The 20840-nt window shown below is 71.3% G+C and carries 13 protein-coding genes; 8 read left to right on the top strand and 5 right to left on the bottom strand.

Annotation, left to right across the window (positions count from 1 at the left end; translation table 11 throughout):
* The first annotated feature begins 129 nt into the window (after positions 1-129).
* The 5 genes from R3E98_10470 (at position 130) to R3E98_10450 (ending at position 8440) form a co-directional block, all read left to right on the top strand.
* Positions 130-1872 carry an ABC transporter ATP-binding protein gene (locus R3E98_10470; protein ID MEZ4423827.1) on the top strand — a complete coding sequence of 581 codons (1743 nt, stop codon included), beginning with the start codon at positions 130-132 and terminating at the stop codon, positions 1870-1872.
* On the top strand, positions 1869-3218 hold the full coding sequence (locus R3E98_10465) for an HlyD family efflux transporter periplasmic adaptor subunit (protein ID MEZ4423826.1): 1350 nt from the start codon (positions 1869-1871) through the stop codon (positions 3216-3218). Before R3E98_10470 ends, R3E98_10465 begins: the two co-directional genes overlap by 4 nt.
* Positions 3215-4702: a TolC family protein gene (locus tag R3E98_10460; GenBank protein MEZ4423825.1), complete on the top strand. Its 1488-nt coding sequence runs from the start codon at positions 3215-3217 to the stop codon at positions 4700-4702. The genes R3E98_10465 and R3E98_10460 overlap by 4 nt, the downstream gene beginning before the upstream one ends.
* Positions 4703-4815: 113 nt before the next feature.
* Positions 4816-7899: a glycosyl hydrolase gene (locus R3E98_10455; protein ID MEZ4423824.1), complete on the top strand. Its 3084-nt coding sequence runs from the start codon at positions 4816-4818 to the stop codon at positions 7897-7899.
* A gap of 40 nt (positions 7900-7939) precedes the next feature.
* Entirely contained in the window at positions 7940-8440 is a 501-nt protein-coding gene (locus R3E98_10450) for an EamA family transporter (GenBank protein MEZ4423823.1), read from the top strand.
* On the opposite strand, the gene R3E98_10445 is transcribed toward R3E98_10450, so the two are convergent.
* Positions 8397-8795 (bottom strand): ester cyclase, encoded by a 399-nt coding sequence (locus tag R3E98_10445; protein MEZ4423822.1) that lies wholly within the window; start codon positions 8793-8795, stop codon positions 8397-8399. The two genes, R3E98_10450 and R3E98_10445, sit on opposite strands and share 44 nt — an antisense overlap.
* 409 nt (positions 8796-9204) lie before the next feature.
* Between R3E98_10445 and R3E98_10440 the strand changes: the two genes are divergently transcribed.
* Positions 9205-10350, top strand: coding sequence for an NAD-dependent epimerase/dehydratase family protein (locus tag R3E98_10440; GenBank protein ID MEZ4423821.1), 1146 nt, complete (start codon positions 9205-9207; stop codon positions 10348-10350).
* A gap of 46 nt (positions 10351-10396) precedes the next feature.
* Here R3E98_10440 and R3E98_10435 read toward each other — a convergent pair whose 3' ends face one another.
* A complete protein-coding gene (locus R3E98_10435; protein MEZ4423820.1) occupies positions 10397-11869 on the bottom strand; it encodes a hypothetical protein in 1473 nt (490 codons plus the stop codon).
* A 206-nt stretch (positions 11870-12075) separates the two neighbouring features.
* On the opposite strand from R3E98_10435, the gene R3E98_10430 reads away from it, so the two are divergent.
* Together R3E98_10430 and R3E98_10425 are read left to right on the top strand one after the other, a co-directional pair.
* The gene (locus R3E98_10430; GenBank protein ID MEZ4423819.1) at positions 12076-12756 is read left to right on the top strand and encodes an epimerase; all 681 of its coding nucleotides are present in this window, start codon (positions 12076-12078) and stop codon (positions 12754-12756) included.
* Between the two features lie 77 nt (positions 12757-12833).
* Positions 12834-15683 carry a YqiA/YcfP family alpha/beta fold hydrolase gene (locus R3E98_10425; protein ID MEZ4423818.1) on the top strand — a complete coding sequence of 950 codons (2850 nt, stop codon included), beginning with the start codon at positions 12834-12836 and terminating at the stop codon, positions 15681-15683.
* 111 nt (positions 15684-15794) lie between these two features.
* Here the strand turns inward: R3E98_10425 and R3E98_10420 are convergent, their stop codons facing one another.
* From R3E98_10420 to R3E98_10410, 3 genes are all read right to left on the bottom strand, one after another.
* Positions 15795-16442: an EAL domain-containing protein gene (locus R3E98_10420; GenBank protein MEZ4423817.1), complete on the bottom strand. Its 648-nt coding sequence runs from the start codon at positions 16440-16442 to the stop codon at positions 15795-15797.
* A 419-nt stretch (positions 16443-16861) separates the two neighbouring features.
* Positions 16862-18820: an alpha-amylase/4-alpha-glucanotransferase domain-containing protein gene (locus R3E98_10415; protein MEZ4423816.1), complete on the bottom strand. Its 1959-nt coding sequence runs from the start codon at positions 18818-18820 to the stop codon at positions 16862-16864.
* Positions 18817-20838, bottom strand: coding sequence for a DUF3536 domain-containing protein (locus R3E98_10410; GenBank protein ID MEZ4423815.1), 2022 nt, complete (start codon positions 20836-20838; stop codon positions 18817-18819). Before R3E98_10410 ends, R3E98_10415 begins: the two co-directional genes overlap by 4 nt.
* Positions 20839-20840: the final 2 nt, after the last annotated feature.

The following is a 20840-nucleotide window of genomic DNA, read 5'->3' as shown; positions in this document are numbered from 1 at the left end:
GACCCGCCGGGTCGAGGATCCGCCGGCGCCCCGGAACATGCGCCCCGACCTGCTGGTACACCGGGATTCTCGTTGCGCCGGCCCCCAGTCGACTCGGGTCCTCCCCGCGCCATTCTTCGGGCGACGCTCATGGCTACCAATGTCTTCCGCACCACATCCGGTGCGGGATCCGCACCCGTCGTATCCCACGCGGACGGGCCGTCGCCGCTGCGACGGCTCTACCAGTTGCTCCTGCCCGAACGCCAGGACATCGGCACGGTCGTCCTGTTCGCCGTCTTCGCGGGGGTGCTCTATCTGGCCGTGCCGCTCGCGGTGGATGCGCTGGTCAACAGCCTCGCGTTCGGGTCCGCCGAGGGCGTCTACATCCAGGCGCTGGTCCTGCTCTCGCTCGGCCTGTTCGGCTTCCTGTGCCTCCTGGGTCTCGTCAAAGCGGCCCAGTACTACGTCACGGAGCTCATCCAGCGCCGGATCTTCGTCCGTCTGACCGCCGACCTGTCCTACCGCCTCCCGCGGGTCCGGATGGAGGCGTTGGACCAGAAGCTGGGACCGGATCTGATCAACCGGTTCTTCGACGTGGTCACGGTCCAGAAGTCGGGTGCGCTCATCCTGCTGGATGGGGTGAACCTGGTGCTGGGGGCTGTCGTCGGGCTCGTGATCCTGGGCTTCTACCACCCGTTCCTGCTGGTCTTTGATCTCCTGTTGGTAGCCTACCTCGCCGCGGTGCTGACCCTGCTGGGACGGGGGGCCGTACACTCGAGCGTGGAGGAATCGTACGCCAAGCACGAGTTGGCATCCTGGCTCGAGCAGGTGGCGATGTTCCCGTACCTGTTCAAGACGGCGGGTGCCACGCGCATCGCGACACGCCGCGCGAACGCCCTCGCGGAGGCGTACCTGGATGCGCGGGGCCGTCACTGGCGGGTCGTGTTCCGCCAGATCATCGGCCTGCTGGCGCTGCAGGCGGTCGCGTCGGCGGTGCTGCTGGGCCTCGGTGGCCTGCTCGTGCTGAACGCCGAGCTGACGCTGGGTCAGCTCGTCGCGGCCGAGATCATCGTCTCGGCGATCGTGGCCAATCTGGCGTCACTGGGGAAGCACGTCGAGTCGTTCTATGACGCGCTCGCCGCGGTCGACAAGATCGGATACGTGGTCGACCTGCCCATCGAGCGCGCCGGCGGCGAGACGCCGACAGGGCCTTCGGCGGAAGAGGGTGCCCGCGTCGAGATCGGCGACCTGACCTTCGGATACGACCCGACCCGGGCCGTGCTGAACCACGTCAGCATGTCGCTGGCACCCGGAGAGCGGGTGGCGTTGGTCGGTGCCGCTGGATACGGGACGTCGACCGTGATGGACATCCTCATGGGCATCCGCGCTCCGCAGCGCGGAACGGTGCGGGTGGACGGCGTGGACGTGCGTGACTGGGATCTGTCCGCACTGCGTCGGATCGTGTCCCTGGTACGAGGTCAGGACCTGGTGCAGGGGACCATCCTCGAGAACGTCCGCTTCGGACGTGAGCGCCTGACGCGACAGGAGGTGCAGGAGGCGCTCGACGCGGTGGGTCTGCTCGACGACATCATGCGCCTCCCGGAGGGCATCGACACCGAGCTGATGGTCGGTGGCCGACCTCTCTCGTCCTCACAGCGGAGCCGCCTGATCCTGGCCCGCGCGATCATCGGAAAGCCGCGTCTGTTGTTGCTCGACGAGAACCTGGAGAACCTGGAGCCGCAGACCTTCTCCGAGCTCACCGACTTCGTCTTCGCGCCCGACAACCGTTGGACGCTCATCGTCGCATCGCGGGACATCTCCATCCTCCAGCGCTGCGACCGCAGCATCGACATGGCCTCCTTCGGACCCATGCGCACGGGGGTGACGGGATGAGCCGCAAGGTCGTAGGCCTGTGGGGCGCCACCCGCGAGGAGCTTCCGAGCGACGCCCTGCCGATGCTCGACCACCGGGTCGACTTCCCAGCCCTGACGTTGACGACGTCGCCCCCGCTGGTGCGACGCTTCGGCCGCATCGCCGCCGGCCTGTGTGTCCTGTATGTGATCCTGATCCTCGTGCTTCCCTGGCAGCAGTTCGTCCGGGGCAGCGGCCAGGTGGTCGCGTTCGATCCGCTGGAGCGCCCGCAGGTGCTCGAAGCACCCCTCTCCGGCCGGATCCTTGTGTCCAACGTGGTCGAGGGGCAGCAGGTGCGGCAGGGCGAGGTCCTGTTCGAGATCACCGCCAACGACCCGGAGCTGCTGGCGAATCTCGACACGCAGCAGCAGGCGGCGGCGGTCCGGCTGGACGCGGCGACGCAGAAGCTGGCGGATCTGCGCGACCAGCTCCGCCAGAAGCAGGCGGCCCTTCCCGAGGCCATCGCTGCGGCCGACCAGAGGCTGGAGGCGGCGGGCTTCGCGGCGCGAACGGCGGAGTTGCAGTACGAGCGCGTGCGCAGTCTGTACGAAGATCAGGGGAAGGGTCTGGTGTCGCAGCGTGACTACGAGCTCGCGACGCTGGAGCGGGATCGTACCCGGGCCGCGCTGGCCCAGGCAGAGGCCGATCGCCGCAAGGCGGAGCTGGACGGGGCCGCGGATCTGAACGGAGCCCGGGCCTCCGTCGAGCAGGCGCGCTCCGACTCTGCGAGCGCGGCCCAATCGCTCGCGTCCTATCGCAGCCAGGCCAACGAGGTACGCTCGCTGCGGGTCGTATCTCCGCGCGACGGCGTCATCTTCCGCGTCAACGCCACCGAGGGCACGTTCCTCAGCGCGGGCAAGCCACTGGCGACGATCGTACCGGAGACCCGTGAGCGGCGCGTCGAGCTTTGGCTCGACGGCAACGACATCCCGCTCGTGCAGGAGCGCGAGGTGGCGCCCGACGGCACCGTGACGCGGGAGGGGAGCCGCGTGCGCCTCCAGTTCGAGGGCTGGCCGGCGGTGCAGTTCATCGGCTGGCCCTCCGTCGCGCGGGGCACGTTCGGCGGGGAGGTGGTGCTCATCGATCCCACCGGCGACGGGACCGGTCGTTTCCGTGTGCTGGTGGCACCGCGACCGGACGTCGTGGGAGACGGGAGCGAGGTGGTGGAGTGGCCCGGTCCGCGCTGGCTGCGGCAGGGCGTCAAGACGGACGGATGGGTGCTGCTGGGACGGGTCCCGCTCTGGTACGAGATCTGGCGCCAGTTGAACGGCTTTCCGCCGTCGCTGGCACAGGATCCGACGCAGGGGTCCACGGGAGGTGGAGCGTGAGCGCCGCACGGGTCCATGGCCGGCGGGTCCAGCGCGGCGCGACGCGACGACGGCGCGGCTACGCTGCAGCGAGTGCCGGGTTGGCGCTCGTGATGGTGATCGGGCCGCAGCCGACCCTGGCCCAGGAGCCGGGCGATCCGTTGCTCCTGGAGGAGGTCCTGGCCTCCATCGAGGCGACGTATCCACCGCTGCTCGGCGCCCGCATCGAACGCGACGTGCTGGAAGGTCGCCTGCGCACGGCGCGCGGGTTGTTCGACCTGGACCTCTTCGGCTCCGCGAAGGGGACGCCGGACGGCTACTACGAGTACACGACCGTCGAGGCAGGTGTGGCGCAGTTCCTCGGCATCTGGGGAGCCACCGTATACGGCGGGTACCGCCGCACGACAGGGGAGGAGCTTCCGGCCTACTACGCGCAGCGCACGCGGGCGGACGGAGAGGCCACCGTCGGGGTGTCCGTTCCCGTCCTGCAGGGCGGATGGACGGATCCGGCCCGTACGGAGATCCGCCGCGCCGAGATCGACCTGCGCGGGGCGGAGCCCTACGTGCGCCGGCAGCGTCTGGACTTCGTGCGTGCGGGCACCGTGGCCTACTTCAAGTGGCTCGCGGCCGGCCAGAAGCTGCAGTACGCGCGAGACCTGCTGCGGCTGGCGACCGAGCGGACGGCCGCGCTCGACGACCTGGTGGGCGCGGGGCTGCAGGCGGAGATCGTGCTGGTGGACAACCGGCGACTGGTGGTGGCGCGCGAGATCGCGGTCCTGGACGCCGAGCGTGCGTTCCAGGCGGCTGCGGTGGCGCTCTCCCTGTTCTTCCGCGATCCGCAGGGAGCTCCCGTGACGCCGACCGAGAGCCGGCTGCCGCCCGGGTTTCCGGATCCCGGATCGGAACCGGTCTACGAAGCGGAGTCGGGTCTGGCGCTGGCCCTCGCCCAGCGCCCCGAGCTCGAACGGCTCCGCCTCACCGTGGAGCGCACCGAGGCGGAGCTGGGATTGGCTCGCAATGGGCTCTTGCCTCGCCTCGATGCCAGCGTGGAGACGACCCGGGCGTGGGGCGAGCGTCTCTATTCCGACCGACCGACGGCCGAGCTGCGCGCTGGCCTCTCCTTCAAGCTTCCGCTGCAGCAACGCAAGGCACGGGGCAAGGTGCAGGAGGTGTCGGGCAAGCTCGAGCAAGCGCGGCGGGCGCTCCAGTTCGCGGAGGACGGAGTGGCCGCGGACGTGCGCACGGCGCTGGTCGCGCTGGAGGCGGCCCGGGGCCAGGTGGCTCGCGCCGAGCTCAACGTCGAGCTGGCGCTCGAGCTGGAAGAAGCGGAACGCGCACGATTCGGCGCCGGATCCTCGGACCTGCTGGACCTGCAGATCCGGGAGCAGGTCACGTTCGACGCCCGGGCGAAGGCGGCCGAGGCGAGCCTGGAGTACTTCACCGCGATCGCCGCGTACCGGGCCGCGGTCGCAGCACCGCCCACGGGGGGAATCGAGGAAGGCTGACGTCGGCGAGCGGCCCTGCCCACGGTGCGGGCGGCTCTTGCAGACGCTCCACCCTGGCCGCACCATCCCTGCGGACGTTCTCGGATCCTCGGATCCTTCGCTGGGAGATGGTCATGCGTGGTCGGTCGTGGTGTTGGCTCGTCGTCCTCCTGTTCGGCGTTCCCCTGGCGGCACCGGCCCAGACGGTCGACCCCACCTACCTGGATCTGGTGACCTGGCGCATGGTGGGGCCCACCCGGGGAGGTCGGGTGCTCGCCGTGGCCGGCGATCCCACGGACGACTTCACCTACTACCAGGGCACCGCCGGTGGCGGTGTCTGGAAGACCACGGACGGCGGGCTCAACTGGGCCAACATCTCCGACGGGTTCTTCCAGACCGGCTCGGTGGGTGCCATCGAGCTGGCACCGTCCAACTCGGACGTGGTCTACGTGGGGATGGGGGAGGCCTGCATCCGCGGCAACGCCTCCATCGGGGACGGCGTGTACCGCTCCGATGACGCGGGGCGCACGTGGCGGCACCTGGGGCTGGAGGCCACCAGCCAGATCGCGCGCGTGCGCGTGCATCCCTCCAATCCCGACCTGGTGTACGTCGCCGCGCTCGGCACCCCCTGGGGCCCGAGCCCGGATCGGGGCGTGTACCGCTCGCGTGACGGCGGGGCCACGTGGCAGAAGATCCTGTTCCGCGACGAGGATACGGGTGCCATCGACCTGATCATGGACCCGTCCAACCCCGACGTGCTGTACGCCTCGCTGCTCGAGCTGCGGCGCTATCCCTGGGGCTTCACCAGCGCCGGTCCGGGCACCGGGCTGTTCAAGTCCACGGACGGCGGGGACACCTGGACGGAGCTCACCGACCGGCCCGGCCTGCCGGACGGCCTCAAGGGTCGGATCGGCATCGCGGTCTCACCCGTCCAGCCGCAGCGGGTGTGGGCCATCATCGACGCGGAGCTGGGCAAGAAGGGCGTGTTCCGCTCGGAGGACGGGGGCGCCACGTGGACGCGCACCAACGAGGACGCCGACCTGACCCAGCGGCCCTGGTACTACCACCACATCGTGGCCGATCCGCAGGACGTCAACACCGTCTACGTCCTGAACGTGCGACTGTGGAAGTCCACCGACGGGGGCGAGACCTTCGAGACCGTGGATGCGCCCCACGGGGACAACCACGACCTGTGGATCGACCCGGACAATCCGATGCGGATGGTGAACGGCAACGACGGAGGGGCCACGGTCTCGTTCAACGGGGGACGCTCCTGGTCCTCGATCATGAACCAGCCCACCGCGCAGCTCTATCACGTCGCGGTGGACAACGCCTTCCCCTACCGGCTCTACGCCTCCCAGCAGGACAACACCAGCATCTCCGTGCCGAGCCGCTCCGACTATGGCTCCGTCACGGTGGAGGACTGGTTCACGGTCGGCGGAGGCGAGGACGGCTACATCGCCGTGCGCACGGACCATCCGGACATCGTGTACTCGGCGGACCATCACTGGCTCACGCGCTACGACCACAGCAACAAGCAGGTCCGCGACATCTCGCCCAATCCGGAGACCTACTACGGGTGGGGCGCGGCCGACATGCTGTACCGCTTCTGGTGGACGTTCCCCGTGATGACGTCCCCGCACGACCCGGACGTGCTGTACATCACCTCGCAGTACGTGCACCGGACCCGGGACGAGGGCCAGACCTGGGAGGTGATCAGCCCCGATCTGACGCGGGCCGACCCCAGCACGCTGGAACGGACACCGTCCTACGAACACCCGGAGCCGGGGGAGTACTGGGGCCCCATCACGCGCGAGGCGTACGGGCCGGAGTGGTACGCGACGATCTTCGCGTTCGCGGAGTCGCCGGCCCGGCCCGGCGTGCTCTGGGCCGGTTCGGACGACGGCTACGTGCACGTCTCGCGGGACAACGGTGCGAACTGGACGCAGGTCAACATCCCCGACCTGCCGGAGTTCGCGCTCATCAGCATCATCGACCCCTCGCCGCACGATCCGGCCACCGCCTACGTGGCGGCCACCCGCTACAAGCTGGACGATCAGACGCCCTACCTGTACCGGACGTCCGACTACGGGGCCACGTGGACCCGGATCACGAACGGCATCGCCGAAGGCGACTTCACACGGGTGATCCGCGAGGATCCCGAACAGCGCGGGCTGCTCTACGCCGGTACCGAGCGGACGATCTACGTGTCCTTCGACGACGGGGGGCACTGGCAACCGCTCGATCACGGGCTGCCCGTGGTGCCGGTGCACGACATCCAGGTCAAGGACGGCGATCTGGCCGTGGCCACGCACGGCCGCTCGTTCTGGATCCTCGACAACGTCGCCTTGCTGCACCAGATGGACGCGCGCGCGCTGGCCGACCCCGTTCACCTCTTCAGGCCCCGCAGCACGGTCCGCTTCCGCGACGGGTCGGACCGGGTCGCCAACTACGGGGAGCGCAGGATGGCGGGCGCCAACCCGCCCAGCGGTGTGGTCGTGCCGTACATGATCCGCGAACGCCCCGCGGGTCCCGTGACGCTCCGCATCCTCAAGGGAGCGGAGGTCATCCGCACGGTGGAGGACGCCCCGGCGGCGGTGGGCGCCAACACGTGGACCTGGAACATGCGCTACCCCGGCGCGCGCGTGCTGGAGGACGCCGTCTTCCAGGGAAGCGCGCAGGGACCGTTGGCTGCTCCAGGCACGTACGCGGTCGAGCTGGTGGCCAACGGACGGACGCAGCGCCAGGAGTTCGAGATCCTGCGGGACCCGCGCATCGACTTCACGGACGCGGATCTGGTCGCGCAGCACGAGTTCCTGATCGCCACCCGCGACAAGCTCACCGAGACCATGGACCTGGTGAAGGAGATCCGGGACATGCGCGCCGAGGCCGAGCAGATGGTCGAAACGGCAGGCGGCCGCCGCGAGCTGGTGGATGCACTGCAGCGCCTGAACGACAAGCTGTATCCTCTGGAGGAGCGCCTGGTGCAGTACCGGGCGCGGGCCGGCCAGGATCTGATCGCGCAACCGACCGGCATCGACTCCAAGCTGGCGCGCCTGATGAGCTTCGCCTCCATGGCGGACGCGCCGCCCACGGAGGGGCAGCTCCAGTTGCTGGAGCGGCTCGTCGAAGGCATCCAGGAGCGTGTGGAAGCGTTGGCGCGCATCCGCGAGCAGGAGTACGCGGACCTGGTGCGGCGCGCCCGGCCGGTGGGGTGAGCGGCGCCCGCCGCGGCCCTCGGCGACGCGAGCGAACGCCATGAGCCCCACGGTGCTGCTGTTGGGCCTGGTCGCTGCGCTGGGCGGCGCGGGCGTCGCGATCTTCGCGAAGGTCGGGCTGGGCGGCGTGGACCCCACGCTGGCCACCGCGGCGCGCTCGGTGGTGATGACGCTGGTGCTGGTCGCGGTCGCGGCGGGGTCGGGGAAGCTGGCTCTGCTGCGCGGCGCCTCCGCGCCGGACGGCCGCGCCTGGACGTTCATCGTCCTCGCCGGTCTGGCCGGCGCCCTCTCCTGGCTGGCGTATTTCGCCGCGCTGCGCGTGGGAGCGGCGGCGCAGGTCGCCGCCGTCGACCGCACCAGCCTGGCGTTCGTGCTGCTGTTCTCGGTGGCGTTCCTGGGGGAGCGCTACGGGTGGCGCGGCTGGGTGGGGGTCCTGCTCGTCGTGACGGGCGTCGCTCTGGTGGCGTCCGACCGGACGCCCCCGCGTTCAGGGCCGATCACCCCTTCCGCGCCCGCATCATCCGCTCCACCTGGTCGGTGAGAACCCACTCCTCCTGGATGCGGTCCCCGTCCACGCGGCTCACGACCATGTCCCGCCAGAGCACGGGCCGTCCCGACGCGGGGAAGCCCATGAACGCCTGTGCGTGCGTGCCCTGGAGCCGACGTTGCCACGCGATCCGGTCCGCCCCTTTAACCAGGATCTCCACGTCGACCGTCAGGTCGGGGAAGGACTCGCGTAGCATGCGCAGGTAGCTGCCGATCGCGTCGTGACCCACGAGGTCGCGGTCGGTCCCGTGGGCCCGATAGCCATCGGCGAAGAAGTCGGCGACGCGGTCGAGATCCCCTTCGGCGATCAGGACCCGGTTGGCGGTCTGGATGAGGTCGGAGAGGGGCATGGGGACCGTCCAGGTTGTAGGGCCGAGGCCGGCGCGTTCCGAGTGTGTGGCGCCAGCGTCGGCCGCGCCAGGGCGGGCGCCAGCCGGCCCGGCGCGACGCCCGTGTCCGCGCCGCAACGGCCCGCCGCACCCGTGCTCGATCCCGCGGATGCTGCGGACCAGGTCGTTGCCGATCTCGATACCGCCGGACCGCTCGGCGCGGTGATCCGACAGGTCAGGTCACCGCTCGGGCTCGCGCAGCAGCCGGGCCGATGCGGCCGAGGGTGCCTGTCGGCGTCCGCCGCACCGGCCCTAGATTGCCGCCGCGGCACGACCGCCGGGGGATGCGGTGCTGGGCGGCAGCGATCCCCCGTCCCCGGAGCGCTTCCGTGCCGCCAGACCCTTCGCAGCCCCGAGGAGACGCCGTATCATGACGCCGACCCGACGCGACTTCCTGAAGACGACCGGAGCGATGGGTGCGGGCCTCGCACTCGGCGGCGTCGCCGCCTGTGCGGGTGGGGCGGAGGACGCGGCCCCGGCCGCTCCCGCGCCCAAGCGCCTCCTGATCTTCGGCGGCACGGGCTTCATCGGGCCCCATACGGTCCAGTACGCGATCGACCGCGGCCATCAGGTCACCATCTTCACCCGGGGCCGTTCCGAGGCGGATCTTCCCGAGCAGGTGGAGCGCCTCGTGGGGGACCGCGGGGGCGACCACAGCGCGCTGGAAGGCCGCGAGTGGGACGTGGTCATCGACAACAACGGGCAGGACTACCGGTGGGTGGAGACGAGCACCGAGCTGCTCAAGAACTCCACGCAGCACTACATCTACGTCTCCTCCATCTCCGCCTATGCGCTGGAGGGGTTCGATTGGAGCCGCGCGGACGATGTGCTCTATCAGCCCTTGGTGGGCGTCGACTACGCGCTGGTGCAGGCGCCGGAGGGGTGGTCGCACGGCGACCCGGCGGCCTACGGACACATGAAGGCGCTGAGCGAGGGCATCGTGCAGGCCGCGTTCCCCGGGCGATCGGCCGTGGTGCGCCCCGGGCTCATCGTGGGTCCCGGTGACGAGACCAACCGCTTCGGCTACTGGCCGCGGCGGATGGACGACGGAGGCGAGGTGCTGGCGCCGGGTCGTCCGGAGCATGCGTACCAGGTGATCGATCAGCGCGACCTGACCGAGTGGATCGTACGGCTGGCCGAGGCGCAGACGGCCGGCGTCTTCAACGGAACCGGGCCGGGTGAACGTCTCGAGTTCGGGACCGCGCTCGAGCAGATCGGCGCGGCCACGGACACCCCGCACACGTTGACGTGGGTGCCGGAGTCCTTCCTGGAGGCGCAGGGGCTGATGCCGTGGCGGGACTTTCCTTCGTGGATCCCGGGAGATCCGCTCATGTTCGTGGATGTGAGCGCCTCGGTGGCCGCGGGGCTGACCTTCCGACCGCTGACCGTCACGGCCCGTGACGCGCTGGAGTTCGAGCGCTCGCGCGACCCTGAGCAAGTGGCGGCCCGACCCTTCGGGCTCACCCGGGAGCGCGAGGCCGAGGTGCTGGAGGCGTGGCACGCGGCGCAGGGGTGACAAGGAACGGCGCGTCGGCTCCCGCGAGGGGAGCCGCGCGCGTTCGTCACCGTCGCCGCCACGCCACCACCACGCTGTCCACCTGCCTCGCATCCTGCGGCCGCGTCCACACCACGTCCTCTCCATCCGTCCCGACGCGCCCTCCGTCCGTCGCGGCCAGGACGCGCGCACCCACGATCCGCACCCGCTCCACGCGCGACTCCTGGACCCAGGTGAGAGGCCATACCCGCAGGATCAACGGGTCGGGCACGTTCTCCAGCCGGGCCTCCCAGGTCCAGGCGTCCCCCTCCGCACGGGGTGTCGACAGATCCGCGACGCGCGCGCCATCCACGTTCCAGCGGGCCATGAACGCGGTGAGCTCGCGCGCTCCGGACGGGGACGGGCCTCGCTCCGCCAGCTCGGCCGTGAGACGGCGGCGGTAGCGGGCACCGACGCCCGGCCGGGGCGTGGACCGGACCCGCAGCAGGGACGCTGAGGAGTCCGAGAGGTCCACGGTCAGCTCGAGGCGCTGCGCCACACCGATGTACTGGTCGGGGCTCGGGGGCCCGATCGACAGGCCCCGCCGGAGCTCCTGCGTCGGCCCGAAGACCAGGAGGGTGACCCCGACCGCACCGAGCAGGAAGCCGTTCCACCCGGCAAGCCGTGCCGGCGCGGGCGGATCGCCGACCGGGGTAGGAGACCGGTGCGACGCACCGGGCCGCCACCGGAGCCAGAGCGCAGCCAGGCCGGCCAGCAGCAGGTCGTCGAACAGGTCGCCCAGGGTCGGGAGCAACGGCGCGGATCTCCAGGGCGCGACGGCGACCGCGTACAGGCTGCGGAGCACGATGGAGGGCAGGACGAGCAGCGTGAACGCGCGCAGTCCCGCGTGCGCGGCGGACGGGGGGTCTGATACCGGAGCCGCGCGAGCCGACGCGGCGAGCCGTTCCTCCGCGACGGAGGGCTGGCGTCGCGACGCGGGCCGGGCTCCGATGCCCGCGGCCGCGGTCACCCGCACCGCGTCCCGCATCAAAGACGCGGTCAGCGGGACCGCCCCGATGAGGCCCACGACGAACAGCGGCAGCGGAGGCACTCCCCAGGTCCGGAACAGGAGCGTCCAGTCGCCGCCGGTTCCGCCGCTCGCCGTCGCGAGCGCCGGTCCGGCCGTCATGTACACCCAGCCGGCCAGCACGGAGTGCTGGGCCAGCAGCCAGAGGAAGGGCCGCATCCCTCCGTGGGACCTCGATGGATCGCCGCGCAGCCTCCGCCGCAGGGCGATCCACGCGGCGGCGCCCAGCAGCAGCTCGGACAGCGCGCCGGCCGCGAGCACGACGGCGTTGCGGGGACCCGAGGCCACCGCACCGGCCTGTCCGTCCAGCACCCCGACGTACACGTCGTGGAACCGACCGCCGAGCAGGAGCGCCACGAGTCCATGTCCGAGCACCTCGTGGACCGCCGTGCCCAGAAGCGCGGCCGTGGTTCCGGCGAGCGCCAGGAAGACGAGCAGACTCCACGACGGACGGGCAGCGGCGGGCGAGTCCATGGCCGAACGTGACGGTGCACGGCCGGTTGCGCCATTGTGGCGCCCCCGGCCCGAGCTCTCCTCGTCGGTGTGGCCTTGACGGCCGGTCCGCCCCTACCTTCGCCCGGAAACTCCGGACGTCCTCCGGCGCCCTGGCAACGCCCCGGTCGCCGCGACGTCCCGTCACCGCCCTCCGTCACCGGCCTCGTCCGAAGGAGCGCACCCGCATGAAGGTCCTCCTGTTCGGCGCCACCGGCATGGTGGGGACCGGTGTGCTGCTCGAGTGCCTGGACGACCCCCGCGTCACCGAGGTGGTGTCCATCACCCGACGCCCCGGGGGCCGCACGCATCCCAAGCTGCGCGAAGTCATCCACGGCGACTTCTTCGACTACGGCCAGATCACGAGCGATCTCGCGGGCGCCGGCGCCTGCCTCTTCACGCTGGGGGTTTCGGCGGCGGGGAAGTCCGAAGCGGAGTACGCACGCCTCACCTACGACCTGACCCTGTCCGCGGCCGGCGCCGTGGCCAAGGTCAGCCCCGACTGCGTGTTCTGCTACGTGACCGGAGCGGGGACGGACGAGACGGAGCAGGGACGCTTCATGTGGGCCCGCGTGAAGGGGAAGACGGAGAACGCCCTGCTCCGTCTCCCGTTCCGGGCCGCCTACATGTTCCGGCCCGGCTACATCCAGCCGCGGCGCGGCGCCACGTCCAGCACGCCGCTCTACCGGGCGCTCTACGTGTTCGTGGCCCCGCTGTATCCGCTGCTGGAGCGACTCGTGCCGCGCCATCTCACCACCACGGAGAAGGTGGGGCGTGCGATGATCGAGGCCGCGGTGGCCGGTGCACCCTCCCCCAGGCTCGAGGTGGCGGACATCAACGCGCTGGCCGCACGCCATCCCGCGTCGTGATGCTCCGATCTGCAACGATCGAGGGGCGCCTCGCGTCCCACGAACGACTGATCCGTCCTTCCCGACCGGAGTCCCTGATGCCGCTCCTGCGTATGTCGCTCTTCCTGGGCGCGCTGCTTCTCACCGTGGCGCCGCTGACGGCGCAGCGACCCACGGTGCCCCCTTCCGACTACGGCCGCTTCGAGAACCTGGGCGCCTTCGCGCTCGACCCCACCGGCACCTGGTTGGTGGCGTCCATCCGCCGGGTCGACGAATCGGACGAGCTGCGCCTGACGCGCGCGGACGGAAGCGGACCGGCGGTGGTGCTGCAGCACGGCACCCGCCCTCTCTTCGATGCCCGGGGACGCTGGCTCGCCTACCGGAAGGGTGTGAGCCCCGACGAGCGCGAGAAGGCGGAAGGCCCCATCCGGGACCGGCTGGGTCTGGTGGACCTGACCACCGGCAGGGACACCGTGCTCTTCGAGGTGAGCGACCTCACGTTCCGGGACGATGGCCGCTGGCTGGCCGCACACGCCATCGCCGTTGCCGACACGGTGGGTGCCGACCTGATCGTGCTGGACCCGGCCGGTGGCACGCGCACGGTCATCGGCAACGTGGAGACGTTCGCGTGGAAGCCGGAGGGCAGCACGCTCGCCGCCACGCTGCGCACAGCCGGCGGGGACGCGAACGGCGTCGTCCTCTACGATCCCGACACCGGGACGCTGAGGACGCTCGACTCGCACGATGCCCGGTACCGGGCGCTCACGTGGCACGAAGACACGGGTGCCCTCGGTGTGCTGCGCTCGACCACGCTGGAGACGCGCGCGGAGGACTCGCACGACCTCCTGGTGTGGGCCGATCCCGCGGGTGCGCCGCGGGTGCTTCGGGGCGTCGGTCGGGCGGAGCTCGGCGATACGCTGCGGATCACCGACTCGGGCGGCATCGCCTGGAGCGACGACGGGGGAACCGTCTTCCTGGGCGTGCGGCCCTGGAAGGTGAAGGCCGCGGACGCCGAGGCGGGGGCGGACAGGGGAGCGTCTGCCGCGCCACCGGACGCAGAGGACGCAGAGCGCGAGGACGCAGAGCGCGACCCGCCCGGGGACGGCGTGGATAGCGGTGTGGGGCAGCCGGCCGCCGACTCGTCGGCCACCGCCGCCGACGAGGTGGAGGAGGCCAACGTCCAGGTCTGGCACTGGGATGACGACCAGATCCTGCGGGCGCAGGAGTACTTCGCGACGCGCATCGCCAACGCCACGCTGGCCACGGCCTGGCATCTGGGTGACGACCGCGTGGTCGTGCTCGCCGATGACCTCGACGAGCCGGTTGAGATCGTCGAGGGCGGGCGCTGGGGACTGGTGCCGGACTACACCCCCTACCGCTTCGAGCGCCGCTTCGGGGACGGGGCTGCCGACTGGTACCGTGTGGACGTGCGCGACGGAAGTCGAACGCGCGTTGCGCAGGGCGTGCAGTACGGAATCGACGCCGGCCCGGTGGACGGACGCGCGCTGGTGTACGAGGAGGATCGGTGGGTGGCGATCGACCTGGCTTCACTTGCGCGGGTGACCCTCGGCGAGCCGGGACAGTTCACGCGCGCCCTCTTCGACTACGACTACCCCGGACCGCGCCCGCCCTGGGGGGTGGCCGCCTGGACGGAGGAGCCGTCCCGCGTGGTGCTCTACGACAAGCATGACGTCTGGAGCGCGGACCTGAATACGGGTGCGTTGGAGCGCCTGACCGACGGTGCCGCGCGCGATCGGCAGTACCGGGTGGTGCGGATGGACCCCGACCTGTCGTTCTCCGACCCCTACGTGGTGAAGGCCGACGCGGAGCTCTGGCTCTCCGAGACCGATCTGCGTACGCGTGCGTCCGGATATGCCCGCGTGCGCCCGGGAGGAACGGTCGAGTCGCTGGTCTTCGAGGACGCGCGCGTGAGTGGGCTGACCAAGGCCGAGGAGGCCGACCGCTACGCCGTGCGCAAGGAACGCTGGGATGATGCGCCCGACGTGTTCGTGGGAGACGCCGACCTGCGTCCGCTGCGTCAGGTCACGCAGGTCAACGCGTTCCAGGACGACTACGCCTGGGGCCGCACCGAGCTGCTGGACTACACCACGGACGCGGGGAACGACCTGCAGGCCATCCTGGTCTACCCGGCCGGCTTCGAGGAAGGGAAGCGCTACCCGCTCATCCTCTACCAGTACGAGCGTCTCTCCGACGGGCTCCACCGCTACTACACACCCAGCCAACGCAACTACTACAACTACCAGGTGTGGTCCCAGCAGGGCTACTTCGTGCTGATGCCCGACATCGTGTACGAACCCGGACGACCGGGGCCGTCTGCGCTGGATGCGGTCGAGCACGCGCTGGACGCCGCGGTGGCCACCGGACACGTGGATCCCGACCGGATGGGTCTGATCGGCCATTCATGGGGCGGGTACCAGGCGGCGTATCTGCCGACCCGCACCAACCGGTTCGCGGCGTCCGTGGCCGGCGCGGCCATCACGAACTTCCTCAGCTTCATGGGTGCCGTACACTGGAACGGCGGACTGCCCGAGACCGGTCACTGGGAGACCGGACAAGCGCGCATGGCGGTGCCGTACTGGGAGGACCTGCAGGGTCATCTGGAGAGCTCGCCGGCGGCGCACATCCAGGACCTGGAGACGCCGATGCTGCTCATGCACGGCGACGCCGACGGCGTCGTGGATTTCCGGCAGGGACTCGAGTTCTACAACTACGCCCGCCGGGCCGGGAAGAACGTGGTGCTGCTGGTGTACCCCGGCGCCGACCACGGCCTGCGGGAGGAGACGCAGCAGGTGGACTACCATCGCCGCATCCTGCAGTGGTTCGATCACTGGCTCAAGGGTGAGCCGGCGGCGGATTGGATCGAGCGGGGCGAGTCGTGGGAGGCGCGCTCGGAGCGGATCGGACCCGAGAAGCGCTCCGGGCGCTAGCCTCGGAGGTCACCGGTCGCCGGGCCGCGATGCGGCCCGGGCGTCGGAGCGAACGCGGACCGACCGGAACCGCTTGTGCGACCGGCGCGTGCCAGCGTGCCTGCGCGCCGGTCACATGCCCGGCCGCCCCAACGCCTCGGGCCGTCCCACGTGGAAGCCCTGGAGGTAGTGACATCCGAGGTCGCGCAGCGTCTCGAACTCGGTCGGTGTCTCCACCTCCTCGGCCACGACCCGGGCGCCGAGCTCGTCACACATCTCGAGCATCTTGCGCACGTACAGCCGCCGGTGGCGGCTCTTGTCGATCCCGCGGATCAGCGCGCCGTCCAGCTTGACCAGGTCCGGCTGCAAGGCGGCGAAGGTGGCGATTCCCGTCCAGGCGCCTCCGAAGTCGTCGATCGCGATGCGGAAGCCCATGGAGCGCAGGTCCTCGGCAGCGTGCTGCATGCCCGAATGCGGGAGGACGGCGGCGCGCTCGGTGACCTCCACCACGACGCGATCGGCCATCGCCCGGAGAGGGCCGCCGCGGGCCAGGTCACGGAACACGACCAGCTCGGCGGGCTCCACGTTCATGAACAACCAGGCGCGATCGAGGCCGCCGGGCCCGAAGGGCTCGGGCGCGTGGTTCCACATCTGCAGCAACAGGTCGTCGGAGCGCTCGAGTCGCCGTGCCGTCTCGAGCAGGGGGCGGGCGGTATCGATCCCGGGCTCGTGGCTTCGCAGGAAGGCTTCGTAGCCCACGATCTGGAAGCGGCCGTCCACGACCGGCTGGTAGGCGAACCAGAGCCCGTGAAGGGCCCGCCGGAAGCTCGCCGCCAGCGCGGCCGCGGGATCAGCCGCGGCCGGGGGGGATGCTGGCAGGACGGGCTTCGCGGCGGGCCTCCCCTTGGCCGCCCTGGAGTGCGACGCGCGCGCCGCCGGCTCCGGGGTCGACCGGCTCTTGCGCCTGCGCTTCGCTTTCTTGGCCTTGAGGACCTGAGGCATGCGCGGAACCGGTGTCGAGGGGCTCGTGCGTCGTCCGGCCTGTCAGAGGGCACCTCCCGTGCCTCGCCGCCCCGGGTGCGGTGTGGGAGGCGCGCCACGTCCCCAAGTGGAGGTCGGAGCGCGAACGGTGGCGCACGGGCCACCGGGGATGTGGGGCGAGCGCACCAGGGGCCAGGAGACAGACCCCTGGCAAACTGCTAGATGCCTTGCGCGTTGCCGCGTCGGGGCCGGAGCGTCAGGCGGGCGCGGCCTCGTTCGGTGGGCCAGCGCAGGGTGGACGACGTGCCCTGCGTGATCCACTCGAATCCCTGCTCCGAGCGCGGAACCGTCACGATCGGATGGCACCAGGTCGAGCGCGCGTCCTCGTCGTCGATGTCGAGGTCGGCGGAGTGTGAGACCTCGACGGCGAACCAGGCGTTCGCGGGGAACGCGTCCGGTGCCCAGGCATACTCCGCGGCCAGGCTGCCGTCCGGTCCGAAGTGCAGGATCGCCCGCACGTCGTGCGGGTCGCCCGCCTCGAGTGTCACGAGGGCCGCGCCGCGGGCGCGCTCCAGCGACCACCGCACGGGTCGCCGCGGCCACGCCCACACGGCGTCGTAGCGACCCGAGGCATACGCCGCCGCATCCAGCTCGGAGGGGAGCACGCGAGGGACGAGCAGGGAGCGATCTTCCTCGTCCACGGCCGGCGCATCGTAGAGCACGAACCCGTGCTCGAGGTCATGGATGGACGCGGTGCCCTCCGTCGAGTGCGGATCCGACCCCTCGGGCCGTCCGCCGCGCTCGCGCCCTCGCTGCAGCGCGTATGCGTGATACGCCTCCTCCCGGCGTGTCAGCACGTCCGCGAAGTTGATCCCGGTCTCGAAGACGGTCCACTCCTCGATCCGTCCCCCACGGGCCGGGCTGAGCAGCGCGGAGAAGCGCGCGGAGTGGATCCAGAGCTCCGGCTCGCCGTCCCCGTCGACGTCGCGTACCTCGGTCTGGAGCGGCTGCCCGGCGCGGAGCGTCCCTTCCGCTTCGGCCAGGCTCCGCCACGCGGCATCGCGCAGGTGCTTCATGTAGACGCCGCCGAAGAGGCCGTGCCAGTACGGATCGTTCCCCTGCGCGCGGCCGATGGCGTGACGCACCGCGGGCGGATCATGGCGGGCCCGGCAGAGCGCGCTCAGGGCGCGCGTCTTCTTGTGCAGCCGGTTCGCTTCGGAGTAGCGCACCAGGAAGTTGCGCCAGTGCGAGCCCCGCAGTCGAGGATTGTCGTGCTCGTGCGTGCGATCGAGCAGCGCGCGGAACGCCCGGGCCGGCCCGACCGGGAGGGCCCACTCCTCCATCTCCCGATAGGACGACGACGCAAGGTAGGCCAGCCCTTGTCCGGCGTGCCGCTGGAGCGCCTCGGATGGAGTGCACAGCCGCACCAGGCCCCGCTGCTGCGCCTCGGCCAGGCCGCGCACGAAGGCGTCGATCCATCCGCTCTCCCAGACCCAGGCACGCGTGCCGGGCCAGCCGCCGAACTTCTCGCCGTCGTCCCCGAAGACCGCCAGACCGGGCTGCTCCGCCTGGCCGAGCAGGCGGAAGTGCTCCACGATCTCGTGCGCGGGACGGAAGGGGATGAGGTACCGCAACGTCTCGTGGATCGGCAGGACGCGCAGGCGGTGGCCGTCGCCCTCCAGATGGTAGGGCCCCTGCACGCGCTCGGGCTCGACGCCGCTCACGCGGAAATGCCAGTCGTCGACCAGCACGTACTCGATGCCGCTCTGTGCCAGCTCCGGGATCATGCCCGACTCCCACACGCGCTCGGTGAGCCAGAGACCCGTGGCCTCGGCACCGAAGCGCGTCCGGAGCGCGTCGCGCATCCAGCGCACCTGCTCGGCCCGCTCGGTCCGGTCGAGCGCGGCGAGGACGGGCTCGTAGAACCCGGCCGCCAGCAGCTCCACCCGACCGTCCGCCACCAGACGACCCAGGCGGTCGAGGAAGCGGGGTTGGTGCGCGGCCAGCCAGTCGAGCAGCGGCCCCGATACGTGGATGCCCAGCGGCAGCACGCCGCCGTCGGCGAGCGCATCCAGCAACGGGATGTAGACCTCGGTGGCGTGCTCCGCGATCACGTGATCGAAGTTCCCGACCGGCTGGTGCAGGTGCAGGACGAAGACGAAGTCGGGGGTGCTCATGGGCCTCCCGCCGCGATGCCGTACAGGTGGGCCAGTCCCGTCAGCGCGGCGGGGTGGCCGAGCCGGTCCAGCCAGCGCCAGAGGGCCGTCTGCGCCTCGAACGGCACGTCCAGCCGATAGAAGCGCACGAGCCGGGCCGCGTCCAGTGCCGCTATGACCCGGTCGGGGCTCGGGTCGGGATGCGCGACCAGGGCGTCCACGCGGTGCAGGCAGGCCCGGCGGACCACGCGGTCGCGGGGGACGCCCGTCAGCAGGGCATGCCGATCCGGCTCCCCCAGGACCCGGTCGAGCAGACCGGCCTCGAGGGCGCGCGTCACGGGGATGCGCGCCGCCTCCGGCAGGTCCGCGAGCTCCAGACGGGTCTCGGCCCCGTCCCCATCGCGCACGCGGACCACCGGGGACGGCTCCAGCTCCGCGCCGGTCCGTACCTCGAAGCTCCACGTCCGGCCCGTGGGGACATGCTCCACGCGCGTGCGCAGCGGCTCCTCCGCGAGCACATGGACGTCGTAGGCGCCCACCCGCGTCCCCGACGCCGCGTTCAGCCGGTGGAGCAGGGCTCCGCCGGCCGCCGCGCGCACCTCCGCCGGCACGGGAGTCCGGGCGTGCCGCGCATAGATGTCGGCACCGGTCCCTTCGGTGGCATCGTTGCTTCGGGCCACGGCGAGTCGGGTCCGGAAGCCTTCGTCCAGGCGCGCCCGCTCCGTACCGGCCAGCTCGATGCCCCGAGCGGCGTACCGGAGGATCTGGATCGGCTCGATGCGGGCCAGGTCATCGAAGAACCACGCGCACGAGGTGAAGATGCGCAGCGCGTTACGCTCCATCTCGAGCAGCTCCAGCGCGCGCACGGGGTCGGGGAGCGGAGCGATGACCAGGTCCGCGAGCGCAGCGAGGCGCTCGCGGGCGTCCAGGTGTGCCGGGAGGCCGCCGTAGGCGTCGCGGGCCCGCCAGGGGTCGTGGAAGCAGCCGGCCCCTTCACGCGCGAAGATGCCATGCAGCTCCTCCGCCAGCCAATCGACCGCGGCCCGTAGCGGAGCGCGCCACGTCTGCCGCGTCGACGCCGACGGGTCGAGCTTGCAGCCGCACTCGCTGCGCCAGCGCTCCACGCCGTGGGCGCAGCTCCAGGCGGACGGGGCGACCAGGCGTGCCTCGTGCACTGCGGGATTGCGAGCCAGCCACGAGGCGAAGTTCTCCACCTGCACGTCCGGCCGCTGCTCCATCGTGCGCAGCACTGCGGCGAGTGCCATGTCGGCGAACCGATGGTGGTGGCCGAACGTCTCACCGTCGACCGCGAGCGAAACCAGCTTCAGTGGATCGCCGGGCGCGGCCCAGCGCTCTGCCCACTGCCGCGCATCATGCAACAGCTCGCCGAACGCGACCCCACGCGCCAGGTCCCCATCGTAGGCGAAGACGGCGATCTCGTGCCCGCCGAGCGTGCGGATGCGCGCGGCGCCCCCGTCGGGCGGCAGGGGATCGATCTGGTGTGGAGCGACGATGGTGAAACGGATCCCCTCGCCTGCGAGCGCGTCGAGCGTGGCCGCATCCATGGCGGTCTCCGGCATCCACATCCCTTCCGGAGGGCGGCCGAAGCGTCTGCGGAAGTCGGCGATCCCCCAGCGGATCTCGGTCAGGCGGTCCCGGGGGTCGCTGAGCGGGAGGATCGGATGATGGAACGCCATGGCGATGGCGTTGCCATGGCCCAGGCGCTCGACGCTCCGGCGGTCCGCTTCGAGGATGGCTGCATAGGTGCCCGGCGCGTGCCGTTCCATCCAGTGCAGCAGGGTCGGCCCCACGTCGAAGCTGATCCGCTCGAGGGTGTTCACCACGCCCTCGATGCGGCCGTCGCCGTCGAGGATGCGTGCGGCGACCACGGCCCGGTAGCACTCGCGCTCGATGCGCGCGTTCCAGTCGTGGTCCGGTGCGGCGGACGGCTGGGCCTCCACCTCGTCGAACCAGGGGTCTTCGCGCGGAGGTTGGTAGAAGTGGCCGTGCAGCACGACCGAACGGCGGGGGGTGCTCACAC

This window comes from Gemmatimonadota bacterium (assembly GCA_041390125.1).
In the GTDB taxonomy this organism is placed as follows: domain Bacteria; phylum Gemmatimonadota; class Gemmatimonadetes; order Longimicrobiales; family Gaopeijiaceae; genus JAGQIF01.
This window is presented reverse-complemented; position numbering and strand designations above follow the sequence as displayed.

Coding starts and splice junctions, on each gene's coding strand:
- R3E98_10470 (MEZ4423827.1), top strand. CDS start 130: ATGGCTACCAATGTCTTCCGCACCACATCCGGTGCGGGATCCGCACCC.
- R3E98_10465 (MEZ4423826.1), top strand. CDS start 1,869: ATGAGCCGCAAGGTCGTAGGCCTGTGGGGCGCCACCCGCGAGGAGCTT.
- R3E98_10455 (MEZ4423824.1), top strand. CDS start 4,816: ATGCGTGGTCGGTCGTGGTGTTGGCTCGTCGTCCTCCTGTTCGGCGTT.
- R3E98_10450 (MEZ4423823.1), top strand. CDS start 7,940: ATGAGCCCCACGGTGCTGCTGTTGGGCCTGGTCGCTGCGCTGGGCGGC.
- R3E98_10445 (MEZ4423822.1), bottom strand. CDS start 8,795: ATGCCCCTCTCCGACCTCATCCAGACCGCCAACCGGGTCCTGATCGCC.
- R3E98_10440 (MEZ4423821.1), top strand. CDS start 9,205: ATGACGCCGACCCGACGCGACTTCCTGAAGACGACCGGAGCGATGGGT.
- R3E98_10435 (MEZ4423820.1), bottom strand. CDS start 11,869: ATGGACTCGCCCGCCGCTGCCCGTCCGTCGTGGAGTCTGCTCGTCTTC.
- R3E98_10430 (MEZ4423819.1), top strand. CDS start 12,076: ATGAAGGTCCTCCTGTTCGGCGCCACCGGCATGGTGGGGACCGGTGTG.
- R3E98_10425 (MEZ4423818.1), top strand. CDS start 12,834: ATGCCGCTCCTGCGTATGTCGCTCTTCCTGGGCGCGCTGCTTCTCACC.
- R3E98_10415 (MEZ4423816.1), bottom strand. CDS start 18,820: ATGAGCACCCCCGACTTCGTCTTCGTCCTGCACCTGCACCAGCCGGTC.